Genomic DNA, 22,834 nt, shown 5'->3' on the forward strand with positions numbered 1-22,834 from the left:
TTATTTATAATATCTCTCATTGATTATGAGTTTATATAAAAGAAACTTTGCCTAAATTAATTTCAATGCTATTTCTTTAATGATAAAATATAATAAATATTAAGATTGATTGATATTATAAAATAACCAATCAAAATAAACTGATAAATCTGATCTATATATTTCAATTCCATATTTCTTAGCTTTTAAACTATGGAGCAAAACTATCATTTGCACAAATTAATCGATGAGTTTTTATCATTCAAATAATTTAAGAAGATTGGTCTAACTAATTTTCTTAAATATATTAAAACTAAATAATTTTATTTGTAACTTTTGTTAATTATAAATTTTGATTAAAAGATTAATTCAATTAAGATAATAAAATGATAAGCATACAATAATGCTCATTAAAAAATTAAGTTTATTGAATTTTCAAATTATATGAAAAACTTGCAAATTGAGTGTTTGTTTTTTCTAATCAACTGCCCTGTTTTTTAATAAAAGTATTATTTTACGAATATTATCTTATGATACTATTGATGAATATCAATCAATTCAGATTGATAAATTTGATTTTAAGTTATTTGTAAATTTGTTAAAGCGAATTATTTGAGTTTTTTCTCTTTAACAACAACATGTTTTCTGAGTTTTGAGCTATACTTTTTTAATTCAAGCTTTCTACCCTTCATTCCACCAGTTTTTTTACAAACTCCGAAATACCCATCACCAACTAGAGCGATTAATCCAAGATCATTCTTTTTTGCCATAAAAACCCCTTAATTTAAGAAATGCCTAGAGCCGGAATCGAACCAGCGACACGTAGATCTTCAATCTACTGCTCTACCGACTGAGCTATCCAGGCAACCTAAGCATTATAATCTAAAATTATAAAAACTTCTATAGATTTGCAAGAAAATTGCAAAACTATTATGCGCTGTATACTCCAGCATCAACCAACACTTCATGCATAATCTTCAAAGTGTGAACTTCTTTTATATTATACTTGTTGTCAGATCCAGCAACATTAATGCTAAACTTGCTCTTCATAAAATTATGGAACTTACTATCAACTGTATCCATAACCAAAACACTCTTCTGAGAAGCGCTTGGCAAATTCTTCAAAAGATATTCATACATAGAATTCACACGCTTATCTTGTAATTCTTCATCTTTCAAGCCTTCAATGGATGAATTTCCACTATTTATGTAGCTTATCAAGGAATCAGTTTTATCAAACTTCCCCACCAAGTCATCAATGCTAATCTTACAGCACATCAAAACTAATCCATCATTATTTTTATCTCCATTTCTCAACCATTCTTTGAAGTATGGATTAATTAATGGGCTAACTATGTCTCCATTATTATTTTCAATAACCATTTTTGAATGATGCTCACTATTTTTATTCACATAAAACAATAGGTAAGGAATAGTATTATCATCACGCTTTGTAACATGATCATACAATGCTGGATTCATTTCTTTCAAAATCTTTCCGCAATCAGATTTCATGAGATTTTCAGCCTTAATTTGGAATAAAGAGTTATTGTTAGAATCATAATGTCTCAAACCATATCTTCCTTTCCCTTTTTGACCATCTGCATATATAACTTTAGCCAAAGTTTCTTTCTTTTCTTGTCCCAAAATCATTTGAGCTATAAACTTCTTATTGCTTTTTGTTGAAGCGTCATTATTAATTTGATTTCTAACATAATTGATTGTTTCATCGCTAATGTTGAATTTATTTTTAATAGCATTCAAAGCATTTTCAAAATCTGATTTTTCTAAGATATCAACCATTTCATTCAATTTTAATTCTACAGTTTTAGATTCAACTGCAAAGTCATTGCCAGTATTTTTTGTAGAGCTACTTAGAGCCTGTTTCATTAATCCTGACAAAGAATCTTTTTGAATATCATTTTGCTCATTAGCAGTTTTAGAAACTACTTTTTTAACATTTCCATTTCCTCTTTTTCTCTTTCCAGCCAATTTCTTGCTATTTTCTTTTGTAGTTTTAGAGGGCGCCAAAGATGATTTTTCCCCTTCAGGAAGTGTTTGCAATCTATTTGCTGCTGCTTTTAATCTTTTTGTAACAGTCTCATCAATTTTTACTTTCTCTTCATCTTGCTTGACATTCACCAATGGAGCAGGCTCTGCATTTGTTGATCTCAAAACATTTTGTTGATCAGCAAGAAGAGCTTTTTGCTCTCTTACTTTTTTTTCAGTTGCTAATAATGGAGCAGATTTTGCATTTGTTGACCTTAAAGTATTTTTTTCACTAAATAATTTGCTAAGCATAGGATTTCTCTTCAAGCCTGAGAAATGATGATCAGGATCAACTAAAGAACCTCTCTCCAACTCTGCAGGATTCTGATTTTTGACTTCAACCAAAGTTTCTTCGTCTGATGAATCAAGTCTCTCTTCTCCAGTTTGCGAATCAATCAAAATTTCTTTGTCTGATGAATCAAGTTTTTCTTCTTCAGTTTGTGGGTCAACCAAAATTTCTTCATCTGATAAATGAGATTCTAGCTCAGCTGCATCGCTAGCTTTTTGAGGAGTTCTTGGAGTTCTAGATCCAACCTCTATTGCTGACTCGTCTGTATTTCCTTGCAATACATCTAACATGAATTTATCTTTTAGCTGATCTTCTTTTTCTGAATCAGAATTTCTATTAGATACATCGGTAGAAGATGCAAATGCAACTCCATAACCCAAAGGAGAAGCTTCTGACTGAAGTTCTGACAAATCAGAAACAACTAGAGATGTAGGCTGTCTTTCTGTGGTAGGTACTTCTATCAAATCACCAACAATTCGAGGTATAGGCTTTGATAATGAATTCAATGCTTTTGATCTTGATACTAAACCATCTTGCAAGTCTTGAGCCTCATCTTTTTCTGAAAAACCTAAATCTGCTTTTTGTTCTTCATGTGAGGATAACTGCGTTTCTATAGATCTTTTATCTTCTACTTGAGGAGCGACTTGACTTGAGATCTCTGCAATTGGATTCGCGTTCCTAGCTTCAGCCAAGCTCTCTGCAATTGGATTCGCATCCTTAATCTCAGCTAAACTCTCTGAAATAATTGAAGGTTGAGATGGAGACAACACAACTCTCTTGGGAGCTTTTCCATCTTTTTGTGAATCACCAGCAAATGATACATTTTTTGGAGATGTTGCAAATGCAGATCCACTTCTACTTCTAGCCGGACTTCCAGCTGGAGTTGTAACTTTAGAGCTTGCTAAACTACTTCTAGCCGATCTTCTTGCAAGCTTTTCCTTCTCCTCTTTTATATTCTCATCGCTTATAGCAAATCCAGAACCCTTTAATATACCTACTATCTCATCTAGTATATTTCCTATAATTCCATTGTCATAGCTTCCTAAATCAATTGCTTTGCTTTCATTGGTTAGTTTTTTCTCTGCATTCTTATAAAAAATCTGCCCATCCATCTTCGCAGACAATTTAGAAAAATCAAACCCAGTAATATTAAAATAATAATTTGCTTTGCTTAGCCCGGCAATGAGTTTTTTTGAATCAATTTTGCTTAATTTGCCCATCTTATCAACAGAAAACCATGAACTACTATTTTGCAATTTGTTTTCCATAGAAAAATAAAAATTATTCTTTTGATCCCCAAGAACTATTTTTCCAAATAATAAATCTTTTTCTTGATCTCTTATAGCCAACTGTATTCCTTTAAGCAAGTTTGCCAAATTATCTCTAACTGGCGCAGCTTTGCTATAAAACATATCTTGAGCTACACTACTTGCAGTTTTTTCAACCTTAGCAGGCATTGTGTTTGTATTTGAAATAGATAGCAAGCAAGCTAGCAGAATCAATGATTTTTTATTCATATATCACTCCTCATTTTTTACAATTCTAATGATTAATTATTTATAAAAAATAAAAATACAATTAATTAATTATTAATTATGCAAAAATCTAAATAAAATTTGCTTCAATTTTATCTCTATATTAATGAAATGCTATCTTTAATTTTTATCATTTATTTATTGCATTTTTTCAAATTTCATGTATAATGCAAAATTAACTTGCAATTTCTTACTCTACAATGTGAAAATAACTTTGGAGGAAAAGTGAATGAAGAATTTATTGAAAACCTAAAAGACATTTATAAGAAAGCAACAAAAAAGAATTTACTAAGCGTTGCTCTTAAATCACAAGAAATGATAGCAAGGTATTATGGGTATTTTTCAAAAAATACAAAAAAAGATATTTCAATGTTAAATCATAATGAATTGAGTGAAATCTTAGGTGAAATCAAGAAGATGATAGGAGATAATTAAATGCGAGACTCCTAAAAACAATATAATCTTCCAAATTTGCTAAATGAATATCATAATAACAACAATGCATATAATTTTACATCTACCAAATTGGGACACTTTCCTGCAAACACAAATCAATCAGTCAAATTGCACAATAAAAACGTGGTCTCCAAATTTGGAAAAGAAAAGCCATCTTAATCCTTACCAAGTTGTACAAGAAATATTTTCAAAAATTAATGATGATGGATATTTTTTCCTTAGCTTTATAAAGTGTGGAAGATTTTATTTTTCCCCGCCAGAAAATGATCAAGAAGCGTGCGAAGTAATTAAAAAGATGGAAGGAAGACGAACTAGAATATATTACGCTCTCAGACAACCTAATGCAAAATACAAAATATCCGAAGAATGGATCATGTTGAAACGAATGAATGATTCAGAAAGACTGCTAACAGCTCCAAAACTTAAGAATTATCAGGAATTTTTAAGATTATCTGGACAATCTGTAATATTAAAATCAGGATCAACAAGAAACCCATTCAATTTATTGCATAATCATAATATTATATGACATGTCATCATCAGATTAAATTATCACAAAAACTGCAAATACAACTCAAATTACCAAAGGAAACCTAATTATCTTATAATATTATGCAAAACATTAATCACAATTTATATTTTAAAATAACTCATAGTTAATTTCATCAACTTCTACTTCCACACCTTGTTTTGCTAGCTCAATAACTCCGTAATCTATTGGATATTGCTCATATTTCCCTAGCCCATGATAGCGTATGGTAAGATTTTTTAACTTAGGAAAATGCGTCAAAGCATAGTACAGATTTGTTACTGATCGATTTGTTGCTATATCTATATATAAATCAGTCACAGAGCTTGATTTAAGATCTATTCCTAATGTAACTTGATTGATTGTTTTGAAATACAATTTTTTCCTTGCAATCCTTTTTTCTTCAATTTCTTCAATTTCTTCATCTGTTAGACTTTCAATTTCTTCATCTTCTTCATCTATCATATCTTCTATTCTTACAATCTCTTCATCTTTATTTTCAACTATCAGATTCTCTAAGTTTTTAAGATCCCAAATAAAATTAGGTATTTTATACAAATCGACATTAAAATCATCTGATTCATCATCATCATCATCATACTCAACAGGAAAATCAAGCATTATATTAACCGTCTCAACATTAGGTATTTTATCGGAGCATATTTCATGTGATCTTGCATGTCTAATTGTTAGTTTCTTCAAACTATCTAGTTGAACATCTATTTTACATAAGCAGTCATAAAGAGTTAAAATTTTGATATTCGGAAACTTGCTTACAATAATATCAATATCTGCCTGACTTACTATTTCTAGTTCGTCGATTGATGAGAAATTTGCCATAATTCTATTTATTTGATCGATATTTGCATTAGGATCATTTACAATTATTTTTGAATTTTCAAAACTACATCTACTTATTAATTTCAGAGAATTTTGAGCTATCTCTTTCAATAATGGCTCTTTTGTATCATTAAGAATATCTGCAATTTCCTTTAATTCAAATGAAGCATTTTTGATATGATAAGTTAAATCTTCATTGTAATCTGAACAATAACCTATACAGGATAAATAAATAAATTGATTGACAGCTTTGTGTGTTAATGCACTTAAATTTCTGTGATGCTCTTCTGGATCATTTGAGCGGAGGACACATAATTCTTCTGCAAGCTCTCTAAGATATGTATCTTCAATTGAGCTAGCACTTAGCATAAGCGCATCTTTTATTTCTGATAAACCACTTTGTTCTGTTAGTTCTGTTTCAGATATTGTGCTGATATATTTAATAAGACTGTCTTTATCGCCTTCCATATCAATATCTTCCATATCAATATCTTTAATTATAGTAATATGTTTAAGTTTTTTATCCTGCACAATTTTGTAAGTACATGAAAGTACACTCATTGCATTATGATCAAATTCCTTGAATTGAAAATTGCTTGCTGCATTCGAATAATTCGATGATAATACAAACAATGCTAAAGCTGATTTAATAATATTCATGAGTTGAATTTACTAAGTTTATTAAAAAATCTCAATACCTCTTAGCGTATTCAATTTTTTCTGGATCTATATATTTTTTCCCATCCCAAATTCTTATAAAAATATTTCCGGCTGAGTAGCCTATTTTATCTCCCTGCTTAACCAAATCTCCTTTTTTCACAAAGATCTCAGCTAAATTACTATAAGTAACTAACCAGCTCAAATTACCTACATCTTTCTTTATATATATCGTATTATTAGCTTTTTCAATAAACATAACCAAGCCATCATACGGCGCAAAAATATTCCCTGTGCCTACAACAAACACTCCATCACGCCTTTTTCCATGTCTCTGAGAAAATGGAAGAGATTTATCTATTTTTCCATTAGAAGTAGGAAACAATATGCTAGATTTATCAATTTCTTCTTTAGGGTCATTCTTTTTATCAGTTTCCTGACCATTTTTCTTAAATTGCTCTGCAGAATCATTGTCTTTCTTGGCTTTCGCTTTGCTTTCTTTAGCATCTCCCGCAACGATTTTAATTTGCTTTTTCTTTTCAATTTCTTGATCAATCTTAATTTCTGCAAGCTCTTTATCAAGATCTTGCTTTAATTCATCATCAATTTCATGCAATTCTTCAGTTTTTCCAAGCTTTTCCTTGTCAGATATTTGCTCGTCATCTTTATAAAGTATTTTAGCTCTCGTTTCTATTTTGGAATAAGAAAGTTTTTGCCCTGCATTAATAATATAAGGATGCTTTAAATTATTCTTTTCTATTAGATGTTTTTTATTTATGCCATATTTTTCAGAAATTGTATCCAATGTATCTCCTGAATCAGCCACAACAAATTTTATAGGCTTCTTTTCACATCCAAGCAAAACCAAACAAAATACATACGACGCTATTTTCAACATTTAAAACTCTCCATTCCAACATAAGATTGCAAAACATTCGGTATATGCAAAATTCTTTCATCTTTATTATAATAATTCTCAAGTATGGCCGCCAATGTTCTTCCTACAGCCAATGCAGAACAATTCAAAGTATGAGCAAAATACTTTTTTCCTTCATGAGCATATCGTGTATTCATTCTTCTAGCTTGGAAATCTCCACAATTGGAACAACTAGAAATCTCAACATATTTTCTAACTCCAGCCATCCACACCTCTATGTCAAATTGTCTTTTCGCTGTAAATCCAATATCTCCTGAGCAAATTTCCACAATTCTGTAAGGGAGCTGCAGCTTTTGAAGCAATTTCTCCGCATGATTCAACATAAACATATGCTCATCCTCTGATTTATCTTGTGTTGTGATTGAAACAATTTCTACTTTCTGAAACTGATGCAATCTAATCAATCCTTTTGTGTCTCGCCCAGCCGACCCTGCTTCTTTTCTAAAACAATGACTCAAAGCAGTAAATCTCATAGGAAATTCATCAGATTTTGCCAACCTTCCTTGAACAACATTTATCAAAGGAACTTCTCCGGTAGGAATAAGCGCTTTATCTTGCATTACAAATAAATCATCTCTAAATTTAGGCAACTGACCTGAATTATACAATGCAGATTCCTTAACAATAAAAGGAACTGAAATTTCATCAAAACCATTATCTATGTTAAAATCTAACATCCAATTAGCAATTGATCTTTCTAATTTTGATAAAATACCTTTCATCATAGCAAATCTAGATCCAGAAATATCAGCAGAATTAATCCACAAACCCATCTCATCCATTATTTCATCATGAGAAACATTTCTTTCCTCTGGATTTCCCCACTTCTTAATTTCCACATTATCATTATCATCTTTGCCGCTTGGAGTATGGTCAGAAATAATATTTGGAACAGTTGATAAAATACTATTCAACTCCTCGCTAATTTCTTTTTCTTCCTGCTCTAGTTTTTGAATTTCTGCTTTTATTCTTTTGCCCTCTTCAATATCTCTGTTTTTAGCAGCGATTTTTGATTTTTGCCTCAAATTATTCAACTCATTAACTGCGCTACGCCATTTTTTATCTGCATCCAATATTTTTTCTGATTGTGCATTAGAACCACGATCAATAAAATTCTTATCTAACTTATCTGGATTTTCTCTAATCCAATTTAAATCCAACATATAATCTAAATCTAACATACAATTTCATTCATATAAATAAAACTCTATTAATTTATGTGAATTAACACTAGCATGCTAATATTTATATAAATTACATGAAAAGTTGTTTCATTTAATAAAAATTAATTCAATTAATAGATAATCAACAAAGATTATGAAATCAATTATTGACATATCTATATATAAATACCATAATTGAGCTATGTTAAACGCTGTTGTACAATCAAGTGGACATCAATATATAGTAAGCGAAGGTTCTTTTATCAAGCACCCAACATTAAACAACAATGTTGGAAGCGTGATTAAGTTCAATAGCATTTGGTCTACCGGTAAAAAATGCACTGTTGAAGCTGAAGTTTTGAAGCATAGCAGGCATAAAAAAGTAATCGTATTTAAAAAAATTAGAAGACATAATCATAGAAAGTTTAATACCCATAGACAGGGTTACACTCTTTTACAGATTAAGAGCATTAAGGAATAGGGGAATCTTAGATGGCACAGAAAAAAGCTGGTGGTAGTACTAGTAATGGTAGAGATAGCGCAGGTAGAAGACTTGGTGTTAAAAAATTCGGTGGAGAATTTGCCAGAGCTGGAAACATTATTATAAGACAAAGAGGAACTAAATTCTATCCAGGAAAAAATGTTGGAATGGGTAGAGATCATACTTTATTCGCTCTTAAAGATGGAGATGTTTCTTTTGAATACAAATTAAACAGAAAATTCGTCACTGTCACAGAAGACTCAGAGATGGTAATTATCAAATCTGAAAATTCAGACAAGCCAAACTAATTATTCATAATTAGCAGGTTTCATATAAATTGTATTAATTTTTTTGATATAATTTAAAATCTTAAAAAATAAATCGAAAGAAATTTAAATTTTTCACATTTAAAATATAGAGATGTTTGAATTTCAAATTCATTGATCTAATTATAAGCTTTCATTTAAACTTAAACTTTTTTTCGAAATGCAAATTTAAATAAAAATATTGTAGAAATAACAACTCAATCATTATTTATAGCTTTGCAAATTAATTTAGAAGATTTGAAAAATAAAAATTTACAAAAAAGAAAATAGAAATTAAATCTGCTTACTAAGTAAATTGCAAACAAATAATATTAAAATACCCAACAAAACAAATATGCACATTAATTTAGAATGTAAAGATCGAAATCTAATTAATAAATCTCGAATTGATTTGCATGTCAATTACTCCTATTAAACTTGTAATGAAATTTTACTTAAATTATAAATGTAGAGAGTTTTTTATCTTTAAGTCTAGCTCACGTTTATTTTATGGATTTTATGGATTTTATGGATTTTATGGATTTTATGGATTTTATGGATTTTATGGATTTTATGGATTTTATGGATTTTATGGATTTTATGGATTTTATGGATTTTATGGATTTTATGGATTTTATGGATTTTATGGATTGCGTTGCACAATTCATCAAAGCAAATATTTTAAAATTATGCAAAATGCACTATGCAAATAATTAAAAGCTTATTGTGAAATTTACAAATTTAGATTATTTGCTTTGGTTGATTATCAAAAGATTAGAGCATTTTATCTCATTGCATAGATTTCAGAATGTTTCGTTTTATTGCTTACATCAACTAAAAACTTATTAGAAAATTATAGCTTAAATATATAATTGTGAATTTATGAATTAATCAAATCATTTTTTACACCTTGCAAATACTAATAATTAAAGCAAGAATTGGATAAATTAAATTAATTTAATAGCTTTCAATTTGCTTCATTAGGATTGGCAAAAACTTAACACTCAAGAATGCTATGTAAATTTATCGCGCTATTGTATTAATTATCCCTAACTATAAAACTTTGCTTTTCTGGTTTTTCAAATAATATATTTTATTAATTGTAATTTTTACTGCATTTTCATAAAAGTAGATAATTTTATTTAAATCTCATAAACATTACTTGAATCTGGGATTTATATTTAGGTATTATTTTCTTTTATTAGGATTTTTCTTTGTTCCTCCACAGCATCCAAAGGACCCACTTACTTTTAGATCTGCTTTTGGCATTATTTGCTTTGCGCTTACTACGCTAATTGGAGATTTTAATGAACATTTTCCATTTTCACAAACTACTCTCAAATTAGGATTCACCTTAATAGACGGTTTAATTCTAATTTTATTTGTGCAACCTCTCTCATTGCATTCCACTTCTGTCATTGCAGTTGATGCTTGAGATATATGACTGTGTGATTTAGATGGGTTAGATTCTTCCCTTGCTAAAGTTTGAGGTGACCCCACTGACATTCTCAATGAAGCTTGAGGCTTAAGTATAGATCTGACTGAATTTGCAGTTTTATTTAACTCATCTTGAGCTCCTTCGACTGCATCAGATACATCGCGAAATGACTCAGCTAATTGTCTATTTTGCTCATCTATTTGAGCTTTTTCTTCTAAATCAAACTCTATTTGAATTGTGCTTGCTGCATTACTTCTTTGCTCTTGAGTAACTTGGTCTGGATTTTCAATTGCGCTAATTAATGTTATAGCGCTATGAGCAACACTTCCTCTACGACTAGAAATCGCTTGATGCTCCTCGTCACATATTATAGATCCTAGCATAGAAGCCTCTGTTTCGCTTTTTGGCCCAGGAGTAAATTCCTTTTCTTCTTTACATGCTTCTTCTATTCCTATTGCAGTGCTTGATGCATTTTGATAGTAAAAACCACTTTCATCAGTTCCATCTTGAACTGAGTGCTCTGAATTCATTCCATAAATTTTTGCTCCTAATAAGAATAAAGCTAAGTATTTTGACATTTTGCCTCCTAGGGTACTTGTTTACATATTATAAACTCTAGGTAAATGAAATATTAACAAACCTATATTTCAAAGTAAATTTTACATTATTAATTAGATAATTTGATGATTATTTAGAATTTTATTGTAATTTTACACTATTTTTCATGTTTTATTCTCACGTTTTAAAATTAAATTAATATATTTATGACTGCTTGTTTTTTCAATAATGATTTCAGCATATCTAAATACAAACTTAATTAAATAAATTAGAAAACAATTTTCCTAAAATAGGAAAACAAATAATATATATGGTAAATACATTTGTAATCATAGAAAGAGACCCTATAAAAATATTTCCAAAAGTTAAACGAGATTTTATTATTTTAAAGAATGCAATGTTGGTCGCTAAATGAACAACAAATGTAATTAACGTCAAAAAATCAAGCATAACATCAAAATGCGCTGAAAGATCTTCATTGTATGTTGAAATAAGAAATATTAAAGATACAATTGATGAAACAATCAATGCATTTGCTGGAGCTCCAAATCTATTTTTTGATGCAAAAAACTTTGGGAATAATCCCTGCTCTGCAGATTCTGATGCAATAATTCCAGTTGTAAATACCCAACTATACACAGAACCTAATATCAAAAAGATATACAATCCATAAATTAAAGGAGATGCAAAGCTCTTGATTGCATCAGGCATAGCAAATATCAATAATTCTGTATATGGAGCACTTGATCCACTTGGATTAGGTATCAACTTAATGATGGTCCACATGCCCAATATATAAGTAAATGCTATAACAGACATAGCAGAGACCATAGATCTTGATATAGTTTTCTCTGGATTGTGAATTTTGCTACCCATTGCAATTGCTGTTTCTATTCCAAGAAATGCCCATAATGTATGAGATAGCGTGTGTTTTACTCCTTGTGCAAGAGTTGTAGTTTCATATATTTTATATATATCTATATCAGAATTCCAAGCATAATACGCGCAAAATAAAGGAAGGCCCATTAATGGGAATAATTTAACTGCAGCAACAAATATTTCAACTAATTTTACAATTCTTAGTTCGACACAGTTAAATAAAGTAGCAAAAAATAGAATAATTGATGTAAAAACAAAACATGTAAAAAGAGACATTTTGTCAAACCCTGTATAAGAAAATAAACTTGTGAATAATGCACTATTCCCCAATACAACAGATAGCCAATATAAAAACGATGCTATTTGCCCTGATCTTCTTCCAAAAACTGATAATATTGGACCATGCACTCCTTCGCATTTAAGCCAAACCTGCATTTTTGCATATAACAATCCTATTGAAAGAAATCCAACCGCGGCTATAGCATATGACCATAATGAAATTACTCCAAACTTTCCTATAGTTCTAGGAAGTATCAATACTCCACTTCCCATAATATTTCCTATAATAACTGCAGTTAAAGCTGTAAAGCCTATTTTTTTAGTAGACATTTAAGGAATTTATATCATGATTTATTGCGCATATCAAGTTTTATTTAACATTAAGCTGATTCTATGATTGCATTACATATCAATATTTTATTATTATTTATTGTTTCATCGCTAAAACTAACATGAGAAACATATTTTTTTGAAAATGTATTTATTATATAATCATGAGTTTTTGCTTGAATTTCAATAAATGGCTTTCCTAATTCATTTTTGTATAAACATATATCTTGAAATCTACAGTTTGATCCAACCCCAGTTCCAATTGCTTTGCTTATAGCCTCAGTTGCGGAGAATTTTTTTGAAATAAAGTTGGCAATTTGTTTTTGATTAAAATTTTTTTCTGAAATATCTTGAATTTCTTTTTTGCTCAATATTTTATTGATCAATCTGTTTTGATATTTACTAAATAGAATTTCCATTCTATCTTGATTTATAATATCAACTCCAATTCCTATGATCACAATAACATAAATCTATTCATGCTGTTTGCTGAAATATTTTGAATTATTTTCCACCTTGAATGCATTCGCTTTTAATTTCAGATTTATCAATTATATACCCTCCCCCAACAAGCATGTCATCCTGATAAATACCACAAAATTGACCATAAGCTACTCCATATTCTGGATTTTTTAATGTAATTTTGCCTTCTTGGTCATTGTAAGTCTCAACAGAGCAAGGAACTGGCCTGTGGCTTCCTCGAACTTTTGTAGATAAATTCTTCATTAAATTAAAATCAAAATCTCCTAGCAAGTTTAGTTGATTGAAATATATATCATAGCATTCCAAATCTTCCATTCTTCCAACTACAATTTTATTGTTTGGCTTATCTACTTTGTTAACAAACCATGGACCTCCAGATAGATTTAACCCTTTTCTTTGACCAACTGTAAATTTAGAAACTCCATCATGCTTTCCTAACTTATTCCCATCTACATCAACTATATCTCCAGAAATATCTTGGGTTCCCATATTTTTCAACACATCATGATATTTATTACTTACAGCAAAACATAAATCCTGACTTTCAGCTTTTTTTGCAACAAATAAATTCCAGAATCTTGCCATGCGCCTTACTGTTGGCTTTGTCATAATACCCAAAGGAAATCCAATATAAGGCAAATGTTCTTTTGAAATCATAGAAAGAAAATAACTCTGATCTTTATTGGAATCTTTAGCCATAACAATTGCATGTTTGCCATCTCTCACTATTCTTTTTACGTAATGCCCTGTAACTAATCCAGAAGCTCCAATTGATTTAGTGTATTCTACCATTCCATTAAATTTTATATTTTTATTACATCTCATACACGGATTTGGAGTTTTTCCCTCTTCGTATTCAGACATAAATTTGTCTAAAACATGTTCTTGAAACTCATCTCTCAAATCTAAAACGTTATGTTCAAAACCAAGAAAATCAGCAATAGCTTTTGCATCTCTTATTGCATGGTTTGTAGATGGATTATCATGCAATTTCAACGTTAATCCAACAACATCATACCCACCTTTTTTCATAATTGCTGCAGTGACAGAGCTGTCAACTCCACCAGACATAGCGATAACAACTTTTGATCCTTCTGGAAATAAAGATTTTATATATTTGGATAAATTAAGATTAGAATCAACCTCATCTATATTAACTAAATTCATATTCTATCAAGCTTCCTGAAATAGACAAACAAAGTAAAAGTAAGTATAGCTGTTAAAATTAGATAGAAATATTCTCCAAGTGGCTGAAGAGGCATATTAAATACAAGCATTATAGCTATTGCATCATATAAACTATTACCTATTCCAACCAAAGATTGACCACTTCCTGGCGAATCCTTAAATATTGTTAACAAGGAAAGTTTTGTAGCTGGTTGAGCGATACCTGATGCCAAGCATGCCAAAAAGAACCCAAGAGCCCCTATCAATATAAAGCTATCAAACACTGCTCCTGAAACAATCATCCATGCCATTCCAATAGATATTGCCAAGTTGCTAAATGCTAGATATTTTGTAACATTTCCCATATTTAATTTAACAGAACATAAAGTTGCGGTAATGAATGTGCAAAATCTTCCTATTCCTTGAATAACTGCAAGAGTAATTGAAAATCTAACCAGAGAATCAATAGTAATTTGCCCTCCTTCTACTTGAGCAAATCTTGCTGAATATATTGCAATAAATCCATAAAATCCACCTATGCAAATCATTGACACAGCTGAGCATGCAATGAATTTCTTATTATTAATGAAGTTTCCCCAAGTTTTAAATGTGTTCCAATTAATTGGGGTTGGGGCTTTTCTTGGCAAATGAGTAAATATGTAATAAGAAACTACAACAGAAAGTATGAAACTTACTATGCTTAAAGTTTGAAATGAATACATTTTCACCATTGAAGAGAATATTATAGGACATAATGCGCTAGCTCCAAATAACGCCATATACAATACAGAAGTAGCTCTAGGCAATGCATCTCCTTTAAAAAGCAAAGAAGTTCCTGTGTATGTCGCATTAATTGAACCTGCAAGACATATGCTTTTCAGAAAAAACAAAGCTTGCAAAGAAGATAAATCAATTTTAGAAATTAGAAATAAATTAAATACATTTGTCATTACTAAATAAATAGGAAATGTATTTTTTGGCCCAAATCTATCATTCAACGGACCAACAATCAATGCACCAACAGCTAATCCAATTGAACTAAAAAAAGCAGATTGCTTAATAAGCGAAACTGAAATTTCTACATACTGAGACATTGATGCCATAGAAAGAATTAAAGCGTCTTGCCAGAATTTTGTAATCAAGAATCCTGCAAGCAAAAACGTAAATGTCATAAGAATAATCTATCACATACTTAATGAAAATAGCATACTTGTGTGATAATTAAATTTAAAATAGAATATAAGGTTTCTTTTGAATAACTTTTTTTACACAAAAAAATTTCGACAAACCAATAAGTTCATATATTTTTTAATGTTTTTGATAAATTGTAAAATAGTTTTAACAACTTACATCTCTTAATTTTACTTGATAGTTCACAAAAAAAGTTGTAGAAATTATTTATGCCGGAATAGCTCAGTTGGTAGAGCGTCTGATTCGTAATCAGAAGGCCAGGTGTTCGATTCACCTTTTTGGCATTTCATTAGACTTTTTTAATTTTAAGGATTTTTTGCTTCATTAAGCTTGATTTTCAGTTTTTTTCCTAATTAAAATTAGCTTAGTTTTATTGCTTTTTTACAACAATTTAATTTCTAATTTTTTATATCATTTTTTATATCATTTAATTTAAGCGCCACTCAAATAATTTTATATTTTTATATCTTAATCAAAAAATGCCATTAATAAAACTTTCATTACTCCACATCATTTTGATTTCATCTGTTTTTTCTGCATCATTTTGATTTCATCTGTTTTCTAGTATAATTTTGCAATGTACGATTTAAATGTTGGAATAGTGGCAATTTACAACGGCCTAATATGGGTAGGAAAAAGGTCAAGACAAGGAACGTGGCAAATGCCTCAAGGTGGAATTGATGAAGGCGAAACTTCTTTTCAAGCAGCATCCAGAGAATTAAAAGAAGAAACAGGCATTACAGATGTTGAATGGCTTGGAGAAACTGGATGGCATTTGTATAATTTCCCAGATCAGGTTCGTAAAAATGCATTTTTCGCTAATAAAAAAGGCAAAAGGCAAAAATGGTTCTATGCTCATGTGTATAGCATTGAAGACATGTCATTAAATGAAGAATTTGTAGATTTTAAATGGGAAAATGACGAATGGATTAAAATGAATATAGTTGGGTTTAAGCGCAGCACATATAATTATGTATTTTCAAATCCAATATACGAAAAAATTAAATCTAAAAATATATTGCAATAATTACTTATTTGCATGAAAGTTGCTTATAAAAAAATCAAAAATGTAGTTGATGCATTATAAATTCATAGCAAAATGATAAAAAATTGATTTAACTAAAATTCATGATAAAAAATTGATTGATAATTTAATATTCAAGAAAAATCGGAACAATACCTCCGGAGAGATTCGAACTCTCACATCCCTACGAATAGCAGATTTTGAATCTGCCGCGTCTACCATTCCGCCACAGAGGCAATGCTTGTATTGTATCACAAACAATTCCAAAATCAATATATCTTGCTTAATTTAATTGATTAAGAAGAATATTTATCAAACTTAAACTGAGTATTATCTATAATTTATAATAATTATACAATTTTGCAAATATAAATCATTTTGAGAAATGCTTAATATAATTACGCTCTAAATTCATTAATATGATCGTATAAATAAAGTTAAATTAAGCCAATAGAATCTCTCTTGTATATGAAAATTATGCGTAAAGCTTTTCATCTTCCTGGCATTGGGACAGTACTCTAATATTGTGTGCAATTTTTTTTCCATCCATTTCTGTGAAATGACACTCAACCTCAACTCCTTCGTAAAAGATTTCTTTTGGTATGTTCATTTTCCTTAACAAGATTCCAGATACAAAAATATCATAATGCCCATTATTTACAAATCCACAATCAGAACTATAATTAAACCATTTAACAATTGCTTTTATTTTAATCAAATTATTCATGTTGATTTGATTCCTAGTTAACTGATAAATCTTTGACACGATTGGCTTTTGCATATGCGCATCCATAACAACATCGCAATCAATAATATCTCCTGGAATAACTTGCATTTCTACATTAGCATCATGGATTTTTGATATATGAATAAAAATATCTCTATTAATTTTACTGGAGCCTGCAAAACCATATCCTTTTTCATTATTAAACCACTTAATTTCACAAATAATTCTCTCATGATTTGATTCTTTTTCTATTTTATAAACATTGTCTTGCTCAAACAAAATATGATCTTTACTAATGCCATGCTCAAAACAACTTCCCATTTCTTTTTTGTTATTTTTATCTGAAAAGTTGTTCATATAATCTCCTAAATACAGTCAATTTATAGGAATTATTCCATTATTTTAAGTAAACCTCAATAGTTTAGCGCTGTTTGAAAATCACTTATTTATTTTAACAAATGATTTTTTGATTTGATAATCAGCATTGTGAATTGTTTAAAATTTAAAAATGCAACTAATTTAAATAAATGCAAACTTGATATTAAATTAATTTATTAAAAACTTATTTCTAATATAGCAAAACTTCTTTGGGGAGAAATTATTTACTAAAAGTGATTATTTTAAACTGGGAGACCTGGATTCGAACCAAGATTGCTTGATTCAGAGTCAAGAGTTCTACCTTTAAACTATCCCCCATATGAAAAAGCATACCTATATTTTTCACAATACACAACATTATTTTTATGCAATAAATTCTTAATAAATTTTGAAACAAACTTGAATGAATTCCATTTTAATTTGTTAATAAATTTCAATTTACACGCTACTAAAATTTCAATTTACACGCTACTAATTATATTATAATCAGTTAAATTTAAATCATGAGAAAGATATTAAAAATCAATAAAATCATGTTTTGTAATAAATAAATAAAAAAACGCAAATAAATTTATTTGCAATGCTTAAACATTAATGTAAAAAATATTTCTATTACATTAATCTTGAATACATACCAATTACTAAAGGCATATCCATTGGAGCATTATATCCAACTTCTTCAATTGCATCAGGAAGCTTACTCAAAGAACCAGACAGTCCATCAGAAGATGCTTTCAAGTATGAGGGAATGTCACGCTCTATATCAACAGATTGTCTTACAACTGACATATTTTTAGCTTTTTCTTTCAATTCAACTGTATCACCAGCAGAAACCAAATAAGAGGCCACATCAACTTTAGATCCATTCACTAAAATATGACCATGACTTACTAATTGCTTAGCTCCAAAAATAGTAGCAGACCATTTCAAACGATAAACAACATTATCTAATCTGCTTTCCAACATACGAATCATATTGATTCCAGTGTCGCCTTTTTTGTTCATAGCAATTTTAAAGAACCTTCTAAATTGTCCTTCTTTCATTCCATAATAAAATCTAAACTTTTGTTTAGCAATTAATTGCAATGCATAGTTAGAAAGCTTTCTTCTTCTTCTCAAACCATGCTGCCCAGGTCTATTAGGTCTTTTATTAAATGAGCTATTCTTTCTTCCCCATAAATCTACACCACAATATCTTTCGATTCTTGCTGGATTATTAATTAGATTCATCTAGCCTCCAATACACACAAAATTTTGTCCATTAATACTATAATAGCTTTTTGAGATTTTTTGTCAATTCTGAACCAAAAATAGTTACCACATCTTCATTATTTTTTTCACATTCATTAATTAATTTATGCAATTTGTTCTGTACAGTAAATATATATATTTGTTCTTTTGCTCTTGTTATTGCAACATAAATTAATCTTTCTTGTTCTTTTTCTTCATTATATGTTGCTATGCTCAAAATCTTATTATATGTTTCATTGTTTTTGCATGGAAATATAATATAATTATTATAATAAAACATATTTATATTATTACTATACTTAATATCATCAAAAATCATCACTATAGGGGATTCTAACCCCTTTGAAGAGTGTATTGTTTTAATTTTTATTCCATTATTTGATTTAATTACCTTTTTACTATTTTTTATATAATCAAAAAACTCTATCCAAGAATCTTGGCCATATTCATTTACAGTTTCCCAAAACACTTTCACAGATTCATAATTATTTTTCAGCAAATATTTTCCATAATCACTTTTGAAAATTAAGCTTCCAAAGAAATCAATAATATTTTTTGGGTAATCTTTCCACTCATCAATCAATTTTTGCAATTCAGAAATCTTATAATCAGAATTTTGTTTTTTTTGATTGGTATTATTTTTATTTACTATGCTTGAAGGAGTGTTTTTAGCTTTGTCAAAAAAATATTCTAAATCTTCATAATCCCATTGAAAAAATTCATTTTTAAGCAAGCATGTCAAAGCAACATAATCTGCAAACAAAGAAAACTTGGCAATATTTAATAAATTCTGTATAGAGTCATTGTAATAAATGTAAAATGGATGTTCTTGAATGGGGATTCCAGCATTTTGAATTTGATTTATAATTCTAAAACATGAATCATTTCTCTTTCTAACCAAAATCAGAATATCATCAAAGTCAATTTTCTTATCTTGTGAAAATAAATTGCAATTTCTCAATTCAATTATTTTCTGAATCATGCTTTGCAACATTTTGTCACTTTCATCACAATGCAACTCTACTCTCCCATCAAAATTCATTTTAGATAAATGCTTAGTTGGATAAAGGGTTTTTGACATGGTTTTATCCACAAAATCTAATATACACTGTGAAGATCGATAAGAATTATTTAAATGTTTCTCCTGAAAAATTATTTCACTTTCCTTAGCATAACTTTTCAGTTCATTTTTAATATTAGAAAACAAAGAATTAGCAGAATTTTGAAAAGTGTAAATATTCTGCTTTTCATCTCCAACAATATAAAGATCACATTTATTGCTTGACTGTATTTCTTTATATAAATTCAACATAATACTCCACTGATCTTGAGATAGATCTTGAGATTCATCAATAAAAATATATTTAATTTTCATTATTTTTTGCAAAACAGAATAATCAGAAAAATCAACTTTCTTTATCAAATCATGAAAATCTAGCAAATTTTCCTTCATTTTTAATGACTTGTATTTATTTTGAATGTAATTTATAAATAACCCTAAAGAATTTGATCTTAACTTAGACTGATATTCGCTGTATTCTGTAAATTTCTTCCCCATCAAATCAAAATAACTATCTAGCCAATCTTTTGATTTTTGATAAAATTCTCCCCATTTTTTCGAATACAGCTTTTTTCTTAAACTTCCATCTTTAGTCATAATTATGCTAAATATACTTTCGATATTATTGCAATCAATGGCAATCAATTTCTTTTCTATTTCTTTTCCATTCCTTAAATCCTCTAAAACATAATCAGGAAAAATAATCGGATCATATGAAAAGGAATCATTTTCTTCTGTCTTAATCAAAATATCTTGCTGAATAATATTAATTATTTTGTCAATTAAATTGCCCCATTCATCTAAAAGTAAATATATAAGATTATGCCAATCTTCTTCCTGTAGAGCATTTTCAATAATTCTTCGTATATGGCGATCAGATTGCACTTCATCAATAAGTGTGCAGTTATCATACAAAGTATTGCAAAAACTATGCACAGTATGAAATAGTATTGTGTTAGAGTGCTTTTCAAGCCTGCTTTTCATTTCACTAGAGGCTGCATTACTGAAACTCACACAAAGAATCTCTTCTCCAAGAATATTTTGTGTCAATAAATTTTTAATTTCTTCTACCAAGCTGTAAGTTTTTCCTGATCCAGCAGATGCGCTTACCCAAGTTATCATAAAATCCCACTTTGTTTATCATGACTTTGTTTGTCATAATATTTCATCAATTGATTTAATTTATAATTCTTAGACAGCTTATCAAATCCAAAACAATGCTTTTTATTTATTGCAATATTTACTTTTTTCTCTGTATTAATATAAATTTCATCATAATCAATTTCAGATAGCATAATTTCAAAAACATTGTTTGAATCTATAAAGCATATCTTCATATCTGACAAATTATATTTCGACAATATTTTAAATGCACTAAGTAGCAATATATTAATTTGTAAATTTCGATAAAGCTTTATGTCTTTTGCATTAAAGCTGGCAAAAATAAATTTAAATAGGATTCCTGTTTTATTTGTCAGAATAATAAAAAAATCATAATTTGCTCTAATTTGCATAATATTATTCACGCTTAAATAAATGTCTATGCAAATATTTGTATGTTTTTTCGATATTATTTGATTCTTCATCATGCTTTTTATTTGCTTAATCAAATTATTTGATTTCAATTTTATTTTCAAATTATCTATAGAAAAAAACTTACTCTCGCTCAAATACTCATCTATCACATTTTCATTAAAATTTACCATATATCTCATCAATATAATTCGAATATGAAATGGAACGTATTCATAAATATCATAATTCACAAATTTTAAATTTAATATAGATTTTACATAAAAAGTCATAATATCTTCTTCAAATTTACTTAAATTAAAATCAGAAAATCTTTTAGAAGCATTTAATCGCAATTCTAAATCTTCGAATTTAAATTGCAACTTATTGCTTATTTCTTTTTCTTCGCAAGATTCTGAGATATTATGCATTTTCTGAAATTCTGAAACAATGCATGTTTTTTGACATTTTGTTAATTGCTCTTCAGTTGCAATATTTTCTTCAGCAACATGAGAATCATTCGCATTGATGCTTTTTATAATTTGCATATTATGCTTCATATTAATGTTGATTGATTTATTAGTTGAAATATAAATATTTTCGTAGTTTTTTTTCAATTCATCTAATAAGAAACTGCATTCTGACAAACCTGCAATATAAAGATTTTTTGCTTGAAAATCATCTATTTGACTAATGTTTATTATTGAATTCATTTTCTGAATATCTAAATTATTCATTGCCGCATTTAAAATTTCTATGTATTTTTCTCGCTTTTCATGACTGCTTAAATGTGAATATTTCTTATTAACATTTTCTTTTCTTTCATTAAATATTGCTCCATCTTTACTTTCATTAAACATTTCATCATGTTTATTTTTATTAATTTTACCAATATAACATGAAATCTTATTTAAATATTGATTAAACTTCTTCTTAGATATCTCGTTGGTTTTTTCTATCAATTTTTCTGTGAAAATTTTATGATAATTCCAAGTTAAAAAAAGATCATCGTGTTTTATTATTTCTTCATTCAAAATTCCTTTTAAATCTTCATTTACATTGTATATAGCAATCAACTCTCTATTTTCATAATCATAATTTAAATTGAATAAGAATTTACATAATTGCATAATTAAAAATTTTTCATAACTAAAATCATCTGATTGAAAAAGATCGTTTAAATTAATTAAAGTATTTTTTATAACTTTGCTGTCAGTTGCAATAATACTATCATTTAAACTGCTATTTCCATCTTTAAATAAATAAATTTTACTTGATATGTATTCAGACTCACTTAATGAGTCAGGAAATTCTACAACATCAATTAATGACATAAT

At 28.7% G+C, this 22,834-nt stretch carries 20 protein-coding genes and 4 tRNA genes; 7 read left to right on the forward strand and 17 right to left on the reverse strand.

All coding sequences use genetic code 11. The features are described from left to right. Window positions 1-587: 587 nt before the first annotated feature. From rpmG to FZC35_RS01760, 3 genes are all read right to left on the reverse strand, one after another. The gene (gene rpmG, locus FZC35_RS01750; protein WP_148980941.1) at window positions 588-749 is read right to left on the reverse strand and encodes a 50S ribosomal protein L33; all 162 of its coding nucleotides are present in this window, start codon (window positions 747-749) and stop codon (window positions 588-590) included. Between the two features lie 22 nt (window positions 750-771). Continuing rightward, window positions 772-844, reverse strand: a tRNA-Phe gene (locus FZC35_RS01755). A 65-nt stretch (window positions 845-909) separates the two neighbouring features. After that, the gene (locus FZC35_RS01760) at window positions 910-3,834 is read right to left on the reverse strand and encodes a hypothetical protein (protein WP_148980942.1); all 2,925 of its coding nucleotides are present in this window, start codon (window positions 3,832-3,834) and stop codon (window positions 910-912) included. 243 nt (window positions 3,835-4,077) lie between these two features. Between FZC35_RS01760 and FZC35_RS01765 the strand changes: the two genes are divergently transcribed. Together FZC35_RS01765 and FZC35_RS01770 are read left to right on the forward strand one after the other, a co-directional pair. Beyond that, window positions 4,078-4,287: a hypothetical protein gene (locus FZC35_RS01765; protein WP_148980943.1), complete on the forward strand. Its 210-nt coding sequence runs from the start codon at window positions 4,078-4,080 to the stop codon at window positions 4,285-4,287. A 64-nt stretch (window positions 4,288-4,351) separates the two neighbouring features. Then, entirely contained in the window at window positions 4,352-4,837 is a 486-nt protein-coding gene (locus FZC35_RS01770; protein ID WP_148980944.1) for a hypothetical protein, read from the forward strand. A 111-nt stretch (window positions 4,838-4,948) separates the two neighbouring features. Here FZC35_RS01770 and FZC35_RS01775 read toward each other — a convergent pair whose 3' ends face one another. Genes FZC35_RS01775 through serS form a run of 3 tightly spaced genes read right to left on the reverse strand, consistent with a single transcriptional unit; the run spans window position 4,949 to window position 8,452 of the window. Further along, the gene (locus FZC35_RS01775; protein ID WP_148980945.1) at window positions 4,949-6,337 is read right to left on the reverse strand and encodes a hypothetical protein; all 1,389 of its coding nucleotides are present in this window, start codon (window positions 6,335-6,337) and stop codon (window positions 4,949-4,951) included. A 31-nt stretch (window positions 6,338-6,368) separates the two neighbouring features. Further along, window positions 6,369-7,232: a LysM peptidoglycan-binding domain-containing protein gene (locus FZC35_RS01780; protein WP_148980946.1), complete on the reverse strand. Its 864-nt coding sequence runs from the start codon at window positions 7,230-7,232 to the stop codon at window positions 6,369-6,371. Next, the gene (serS, locus tag FZC35_RS01785) at window positions 7,226-8,452 is read right to left on the reverse strand and encodes a serine--tRNA ligase (protein ID WP_148980947.1); all 1,227 of its coding nucleotides are present in this window, start codon (window positions 8,450-8,452) and stop codon (window positions 7,226-7,228) included. The genes FZC35_RS01780 and serS overlap by 7 nt, the downstream gene beginning before the upstream one ends. Window positions 8,453-8,636: 184 nt before the next feature. On the opposite strand from serS, the gene rplU reads away from it, so the two are divergent. The 3 genes from rplU to FZC35_RS01800 all read left to right on the forward strand — a co-directional run bounded on the left by rplU (window position 8,637) and on the right by FZC35_RS01800 (window position 9,933). Further along, window positions 8,637-8,915 carry a 50S ribosomal protein L21 gene (gene rplU, locus FZC35_RS01790; RefSeq protein WP_148980948.1) on the forward strand — a complete coding sequence of 93 codons (279 nt, stop codon included), beginning with the start codon at window positions 8,637-8,639 and terminating at the stop codon, window positions 8,913-8,915. 11 nt (window positions 8,916-8,926) lie between these two features. Continuing rightward, window positions 8,927-9,223, forward strand: coding sequence for a 50S ribosomal protein L27 (gene rpmA / locus FZC35_RS01795; protein ID WP_148980949.1), 297 nt, complete (start codon window positions 8,927-8,929; stop codon window positions 9,221-9,223). Window positions 9,224-9,663: 440 nt separating this feature from the next. Next, window positions 9,664-9,933 (forward strand): hypothetical protein, encoded by a 270-nt coding sequence (locus FZC35_RS01800; protein ID WP_148980950.1) that lies wholly within the window; start codon window positions 9,664-9,666, stop codon window positions 9,931-9,933. A gap of 475 nt (window positions 9,934-10,408) precedes the next feature. Here the strand turns inward: FZC35_RS01800 and FZC35_RS01805 are convergent, their stop codons facing one another. The 5 genes from FZC35_RS01805 to FZC35_RS01825 form a co-directional block, all read right to left on the reverse strand. Further along, window positions 10,409-11,236: a hypothetical protein gene (locus FZC35_RS01805; RefSeq protein ID WP_148980951.1), complete on the reverse strand. Its 828-nt coding sequence runs from the start codon at window positions 11,234-11,236 to the stop codon at window positions 10,409-10,411. A gap of 235 nt (window positions 11,237-11,471) precedes the next feature. Continuing rightward, a complete protein-coding gene (locus FZC35_RS01810) occupies window positions 11,472-12,704 on the reverse strand; it encodes an amino acid permease (protein ID WP_148980952.1) in 1,233 nt (410 codons plus the stop codon). Between the two features lie 50 nt (window positions 12,705-12,754). Beyond that, complete coding sequence (gene acpS / locus FZC35_RS01815; RefSeq protein WP_148980953.1) at window positions 12,755-13,165, reverse strand: holo-ACP synthase; 411 nt, start codon at window positions 13,163-13,165, stop codon at window positions 12,755-12,757. Between the two features lie 43 nt (window positions 13,166-13,208). After that, a complete protein-coding gene (gene mnmA / locus FZC35_RS01820) occupies window positions 13,209-14,354 on the reverse strand; it encodes a tRNA 2-thiouridine(34) synthase MnmA (RefSeq protein WP_148980954.1) in 1,146 nt (381 codons plus the stop codon). Further along, window positions 14,351-15,526 carry an MFS transporter gene (locus FZC35_RS01825; protein WP_148980955.1) on the reverse strand — a complete coding sequence of 392 codons (1,176 nt, stop codon included), beginning with the start codon at window positions 15,524-15,526 and terminating at the stop codon, window positions 14,351-14,353. The genes mnmA and FZC35_RS01825 overlap by 4 nt, the downstream gene beginning before the upstream one ends. A 230-nt stretch (window positions 15,527-15,756) precedes the next feature. Here FZC35_RS01825 and FZC35_RS01830 point away from each other — a divergent pair. Both FZC35_RS01830 and FZC35_RS01835 read left to right on the forward strand, forming a co-directional pair. Next, window positions 15,757-15,829: transfer RNA gene (locus FZC35_RS01830), tRNA-Thr, on the forward strand. 293 nt (window positions 15,830-16,122) lie between these two features. Next, complete coding sequence (locus FZC35_RS01835; protein WP_148980956.1) at window positions 16,123-16,572, forward strand: NUDIX domain-containing protein; 450 nt, start codon at window positions 16,123-16,125, stop codon at window positions 16,570-16,572. 150 nt (window positions 16,573-16,722) lie between these two features. Here FZC35_RS01835 and FZC35_RS01840 read toward each other — a convergent pair. From FZC35_RS01840 to FZC35_RS01865, 6 genes are all read right to left on the reverse strand, one after another. Further along, window positions 16,723-16,805: transfer RNA gene (locus FZC35_RS01840), tRNA-Leu, on the reverse strand. 239 nt (window positions 16,806-17,044) lie between these two features. Continuing rightward, on the reverse strand, window positions 17,045-17,653 hold the full coding sequence (locus FZC35_RS01845; protein WP_148980957.1) for a cold shock domain-containing protein: 609 nt from the start codon (window positions 17,651-17,653) through the stop codon (window positions 17,045-17,047). A 268-nt stretch (window positions 17,654-17,921) separates the two neighbouring features. Next, window positions 17,922-17,992: transfer RNA gene (locus FZC35_RS01850), tRNA-Gln, on the reverse strand. Window positions 17,993-18,286: 294 nt separating this feature from the next. Continuing rightward, window positions 18,287-18,904 (reverse strand): 30S ribosomal protein S4, encoded by a 618-nt coding sequence (gene rpsD, locus FZC35_RS01855; protein WP_148980958.1) that lies wholly within the window; start codon window positions 18,902-18,904, stop codon window positions 18,287-18,289. 37 nt (window positions 18,905-18,941) lie between these two features. Beyond that, complete coding sequence (locus FZC35_RS01860; RefSeq protein ID WP_148980959.1) at window positions 18,942-21,107, reverse strand: UvrD-helicase domain-containing protein; 2,166 nt, start codon at window positions 21,105-21,107, stop codon at window positions 18,942-18,944. Then, window positions 21,104-22,831: a hypothetical protein gene (locus tag FZC35_RS01865; protein WP_148980960.1), complete on the reverse strand. Its 1,728-nt coding sequence runs from the start codon at window positions 22,829-22,831 to the stop codon at window positions 21,104-21,106. Before FZC35_RS01865 ends, FZC35_RS01860 begins: the two co-directional genes overlap by 4 nt. Between the last annotated feature and the right edge of the window lie 3 nt (window positions 22,832-22,834).

The organism is Candidatus Cytomitobacter indipagum (genome assembly GCF_008189285.1).
Taxonomy (GTDB): Bacteria; Pseudomonadota; Alphaproteobacteria; order CAJXXZ01; family 1604HC; genus Cytomitobacter; species Cytomitobacter indipagum.

Bases quoted from the DNA above. Each gene is read 5' to 3' on its own strand.
- rpmG (WP_148980941.1), bottom strand. From the start codon at position 749: ATGGCAAAAAAGAATGATCTTGGATTAATCGCTCTAGTTGGTGATGGG.
- FZC35_RS01760 (WP_148980942.1), bottom strand. From the start codon at position 3,834: ATGAATAAAAAATCATTGATTCTGCTAGCTTGCTTGCTATCTATTTCA.
- FZC35_RS01770 (WP_148980944.1), top strand. From the start codon at position 4,352: ATGCATATAATTTTACATCTACCAAATTGGGACACTTTCCTGCAAACA.
- FZC35_RS01775 (WP_148980945.1), bottom strand. From the start codon at position 6,337: ATGAATATTATTAAATCAGCTTTAGCATTGTTTGTATTATCATCGAAT.
- FZC35_RS01780 (WP_148980946.1), bottom strand. From the start codon at position 7,232: ATGTTGAAAATAGCGTCGTATGTATTTTGTTTGGTTTTGCTTGGATGT.
- serS (WP_148980947.1), bottom strand. From the start codon at position 8,452: ATGTTAGATTTAGATTATATGTTGGATTTAAATTGGATTAGAGAAAAT.
- rplU (WP_148980948.1), top strand. From the start codon at position 8,637: ATGTTAAACGCTGTTGTACAATCAAGTGGACATCAATATATAGTAAGC.
- rpmA (WP_148980949.1), top strand. From the start codon at position 8,927: ATGGCACAGAAAAAAGCTGGTGGTAGTACTAGTAATGGTAGAGATAGC.
- FZC35_RS01800 (WP_148980950.1), top strand. From the start codon at position 9,664: ATGAAATTTTACTTAAATTATAAATGTAGAGAGTTTTTTATCTTTAAG.
- FZC35_RS01805 (WP_148980951.1), bottom strand. From the start codon at position 11,236: ATGTCAAAATACTTAGCTTTATTCTTATTAGGAGCAAAAATTTATGGA.
- FZC35_RS01810 (WP_148980952.1), bottom strand. From the start codon at position 12,704: ATGTCTACTAAAAAAATAGGCTTTACAGCTTTAACTGCAGTTATTATA.
- mnmA (WP_148980954.1), bottom strand. From the start codon at position 14,354: ATGAATTTAGTTAATATAGATGAGGTTGATTCTAATCTTAATTTATCC.
- FZC35_RS01825 (WP_148980955.1), bottom strand. From the start codon at position 15,526: ATGACATTTACGTTTTTGCTTGCAGGATTCTTGATTACAAAATTCTGG.
- FZC35_RS01835 (WP_148980956.1), top strand. From the start codon at position 16,123: ATGTACGATTTAAATGTTGGAATAGTGGCAATTTACAACGGCCTAATA.
- FZC35_RS01845 (WP_148980957.1), bottom strand. From the start codon at position 17,653: ATGAACAACTTTTCAGATAAAAATAACAAAAAAGAAATGGGAAGTTGT.
- rpsD (WP_148980958.1), bottom strand. From the start codon at position 18,904: ATGAATCTAATTAATAATCCAGCAAGAATCGAAAGATATTGTGGTGTA.
- FZC35_RS01860 (WP_148980959.1), bottom strand. From the start codon at position 21,107: ATGATAACTTGGGTAAGCGCATCTGCTGGATCAGGAAAAACTTACAGC.
- FZC35_RS01865 (WP_148980960.1), bottom strand. From the start codon at position 22,831: ATGTCATTAATTGATGTTGTAGAATTTCCTGACTCATTAAGTGAGTCT.